Origin of the sequence: uncultured Veillonella sp., assembly GCF_963534045.1 — a bacterium.
Taxonomy (GTDB): domain Bacteria; phylum Bacillota; class Negativicutes; order Veillonellales; family Veillonellaceae; genus Veillonella.
Genome location: NZ_CAUSQT010000073.1, coordinates 1 through 4,757, shown reverse-complemented (window position 1 = coordinate 4,757; position 4,757 = coordinate 1). Strand labels below are relative to the sequence as shown.

General features: G+C 34.5%; 3 protein-coding genes. All 3 read left to right on the top strand.

Annotation, left to right across the window (positions count from 1 at the left end):
* Window positions 1–711 (top strand): GIY-YIG nuclease family protein (locus RYP29_RS08245; protein WP_311533031.1); only part of this gene is annotated, 711 nt, incomplete at its 5' end.
* Between the two features lie 148 nt (window positions 712–859).
* Window positions 860–1,435 carry a restriction endonuclease subunit S gene (locus RYP29_RS08240; RefSeq protein WP_311533028.1) on the top strand — a complete coding sequence of 192 codons (576 nt, stop codon included), beginning with the start codon at window positions 860–862 and terminating at the stop codon, window positions 1,433–1,435.
* Window positions 1,436–4,660, top strand: coding sequence for a type I restriction endonuclease subunit R, EcoR124 family (locus tag RYP29_RS08235; RefSeq protein WP_311533027.1), 3,225 nt, complete (start codon window positions 1,436–1,438; stop codon window positions 4,658–4,660).
* The last annotated feature ends 97 nt before the right edge of the window (window positions 4,661–4,757 follow it).

Below are 4,757 nucleotides of genomic sequence, written 5' to 3'. Positions count from 1 at the left end.
TTTGGCATGGATGATAATAATGAACCATTAGTATATATTGGTCAGGCTGGAATTCGTAAAAATGATGATGGTGTATTACAGCGTTTAAAAGAACATGATACAGATAGCAGTAAGGACTTTTGGACAGAGGCTGTAGTGCTAACAACATCGAATGATAGCTTTGGTCCTACGGATTTAAATTTCTTAGAGAATCATTACTATCGATTGATTAAAGAAATCAATCGATATAAGGTCTTTAATGAAAATGAACCAACTCTTGGAAATGTAACTGAAGAAAAAATTAGTGAGTTATTAGCGTATATAGAGTTCTCAAAATTACCAATAGGATTATTAGGTAAGAAAGTGTTAACACCAATTGATGAGTTGGCTGACTCAGGTCGTAGCGAAGATGAGATTATTTATACTATGACTCAAAAAGTTGGAAGTGAAGTGGTTACTGGTTATGCTAAAGAAACTAATGAAGGATTTTTACTTCTAAAAGGAAGTAAAGTTTCTCATAAGACTGCTCAAACTATATCTGAATCACTTAAGTTACGTCGAAAAACAGTAAAAAAAGATAATGATAATTGTATAATGGAAGATATTTTATTTAACAGTCCATCAACAGCAGCTATGTTTTTAATTGGCCAAACTGCTAATGGATTAATTCTTTGGAAAAATAAGGAAGGCGTGAATTTAAAAGAAATACGTAATAGAAACAATAATATTTAAATTTACACTGCATTTTTAAAAATTACAAAAAATATTTGCTTTTGAATGAATTACACTGTATACTTTAATTAAAAGATATGCAGTGTAATTTTTTTAAATGCAAAAATAAAAGTAAAATGAAAGAAGTATTAAGGAAAGAGGTGAAATAATGTATATTCGAAATGTATTTCATAGTAATACTGGTATATCACAGTATCGCATTGAAGAAAGTAATAGTCCGGATGCGAAAGTATATACCTTATATGGGCAGAATGAATTATATGAGGATTTATATGGTGTACCTGGCGCTATGAGTGATCGGAAACAGATAAAAGTAGATGGAATGGGGCCTGGAGCTATTGCCAAAGAAGGCGACTTATTATTTAGTACAATTTCTGGTGAAGCCACAATAGTAAGTGCGGAACATGATGGCTATGTATTTACACAAAATTATGCTCGTATGGAGCCTATGAGCAGGTTAGTAGATAGAAGGTATATGGCTTATTTGATCAATGAAAATCAATCGATTAAACGTCAGTTTAAACAAAATCTACAAGGCAGTCAGGTGATACGATATAGTTTAAAGCTATTGAAAGAAATTGTACTACCGGAATTACCACCAATAGAGCTTCAACGGGTGATAGGGGATATATACTTTAAGCAATTATTATTACGTTCGTTAAGACAACGGGTAGCTGAAAATACGTATCGTTTATCAATTGCTATGTTACAGGGAGTAGAGTAAATGACAGAGCTAGAATTTGAACGTCAGTTAATTGAACAATTATCATCAGGGATTATTAGCAGTGCAACTAAGCAAGTAGGAGATACTACAGATTCTTACGGTAATATGAAGGTATATAAAAGTAAATTATGGAAGTATGAGCCAACAATTAAAACAACAGAAGACTTATGGGAAAACTTTCGATCTATTTTATATCAATTGAATCAGAATCAATTGTCTCAACCTTTAAGTGATACAGAGTTTAAACAGGTTCAAAAGGTTATTAATGAACTGTATACACCATATCAAGCAGGTCAATTTTTGTATGGTATTAATGGTGTGTCTCAAGTAGAAGTGGACCTTGATGATGGACGTCATGTATTCTTGACGGTATTTGATCAAAAACAGATTGGTGCTGGTAATACCGTATATCAAGTAGTTAGTCAAATTAAACGAGAACCACAAATTGCAGGTCGCCCAGAACGTCGTTTTGATACAACGTTACTTATTAATGGATTACCTATCATTCAAATTGAGGAAAAATCTGTTAAGCATTCTGTTGATGAAGCATTAAATCAAATGCATCAATATATTCAAGAGAAACAGTACAGTGATATTTTCTCAACTGTTCAAATTCTAGTTGCTATGACACCAAATCGCATTAAATATATGGCGAATACAACGGCTGAATTATTTAATAAGGACTTTGCATTTGAATGGCAAAACCCCAATGATAATAAGGTGGTTCGCAACTGGACTACCTTTGCGGATATGTTCCTTAGCATACCAATGGCTCATCAAATGTCTACATTGTTTACTATTCTTGATGGAACTAAGAATAAACAAATGCTTAAGGTCATGCGCCCGTATCAGGTATATGCTACAAAAGCAGTTTTAAATGAATTAAAACGGGCTGACTTTGATTTACCTATCAATAAATTAGGTTATGTATGGCATACTACTGGATCTGGTAAGACTATTACTAGTTTCAAAACTGCATGGCTAGCTAGTCGCATGCCTAATGTAGATAAGGTTATCTTTGTCGTAGACCGTATTGCTTTAACAAAACAAACTGAAGATAATTATAAAGCGTATGACCCTGAAGGCTCTATTGATGATGGGGGCAAAGAGAATAACAATGTAAGTGGTACGTTAAATACAGATGCCTTAGAGCGTAAATTGAACAAAAGTGGTTACGGAATTATTGTTACATCTGTACAAAAACTAAATACTCTTATTAAACGTAAAAATTTTGTAGTGCCTAAGAAAAAATTTGTGTTTATCGTCGATGAGGCACATCGTTCGACTGGTGGTGAAAGCTTCGAAGAATTACAAAAGGTCTTTAAAGGCGCCGCATGGGTTGGGTATACTGGAACACCAATGTTTGACGAGGTTGTTGGTAAAAAAGGCACTAAGACGCATGAAGTATTTGGTAAGTTGCTTCATGCCTATACAATTCGTGAAGCCATTGCAGATAAAAATGTATTAGGGTTCAAGGTGGATTTTGAAACGACTATCGCTGAAGAGCAAATGAAGCAAGAGTACTTACCTAAATTTTATAAGGCACAATATCCTGATTGGAATGAAGCTGATATTGAACGTAAAATTGCTAATCTTACTGATAATGACATGGATGATATGATTGAACCTAGTTTCTATGATAACAATCCTAATCATGTGCGATTAGTTGTAGAAGATATCTTCAAAAACTGGCGCAACCGTTCTAATGATGGCGCTTATAATGCTATGCTTACTACACATGTAGGTGGTAATCGTCCAAGTACGCCAATGGCCTTGATGTATTTTGAGGAATTTGAGCGTGTTAATCAAGAACGAGAAGAACAAGGATTGTCTACGCTGAAAGTTGGTGTGACGTTCAGTATGAGTACTAATAATAGTGATAACCAATTAACGACTAATGATGGCTTATTACGAGCTATGAATCATTATAATAAGATGTTTGGTACCAGCTTTGGTCTAGATGATGTGTCTGGGTATACACAAGATTTGACAACACGATTAAATCGTACTGCGGAAGATGGTCAATATTTAGATATTGTTATTGTTGTAGATCAACTATTAACTGGTTTTGATGCACCTAAAATGAATACGTTATATGTAGATCGTACATTGAAGGATGCGTTGTTGATTCAGGCTTACTCCAGAACAAACCGTATCGCTGATAATCAGGGTAAACCATGGGGACGTATTGTTAATTATAGATGGCCAGCTAAGAACGAAGAACTTATGAATCGGGCTTTGAGTATTTATGCTAATAAAGCTTCCGCTGACGTACAAGAAACTTTGGTAGATACTAAAGAATTAGTAGATGCTGGTGTGTTAGCAAAAACTTTCAAAGAACAATTTAATGAGGTCAAACATGTAGTAGACCAATTAGCAGATATTACAGATACTTTTACAGAAGTACCGGCGAGTGAAGCTAAGCAAGAAGAAATGTTTAATCTCATGAGGACCTATAGTTCTGGGATGTCTAAATTAAAACAATATGACCCAGAAACGGTTAATGGTGAGGATGTTGGTTTTGACTATGATAATCCAGATGAACTTGTTACACTACTTGGTATGACTCCTGAGCAAGAGGAAATACTAACGACATCTTTGTATAATGATTTAAAAGAACGCATTGCAGAAATACATGATGTACCTGTAGCACAAATTGAGTTACGTATGATTCATGTAAAAGATGTTAGTGTTAATTATGATTATCTAACTGAATTGGTAGAAGCATTAATGAATGCAGTGCATGAGGAGCGTATGGATGTAGCTGCTGACTATAGAGATAAGATTAGTGATTTTGCTATGGCATTGGAAGACCGTCAATATGCAAAACAAATTAATAATGCTGCTGATGCAATTTATAGCGGTAATTATCCTCCTGAAGGGCATGAAGTAACGTATCCAGTTCAATTAAAATCTAGTTTGGATATTATACATGATGCTAATACCATGATTGTGAAGGATAATATTTTTGATTTCCGGTTAAAATGGGGCATCATTGATGTTATTAGTAATGATGAAATTTTAGAACTATTTGGACGCCATACAGCAGGTAAACAAGATCTTGATAGTACGGGCAGAATTAGCCAACTAAAGAAAGATGCACGTAAAGAATACCAAGTTAAGGCACAAGATAAAGAAGTGGCTGCACTTAATAAGATTACATATGGCAATGAATTAGTTGCTGCATTATATAAATTTGCGGATTCTTATGTTAATGAAAGGTAGGTTGTTATGGTAAAAGGAAAGAGGGGTTGCGATGAGTAAGGAAAAACGGAGCGTGCCTAAGTTACGTTTTCCTGGATTTACGGAAGATTGGGAACAG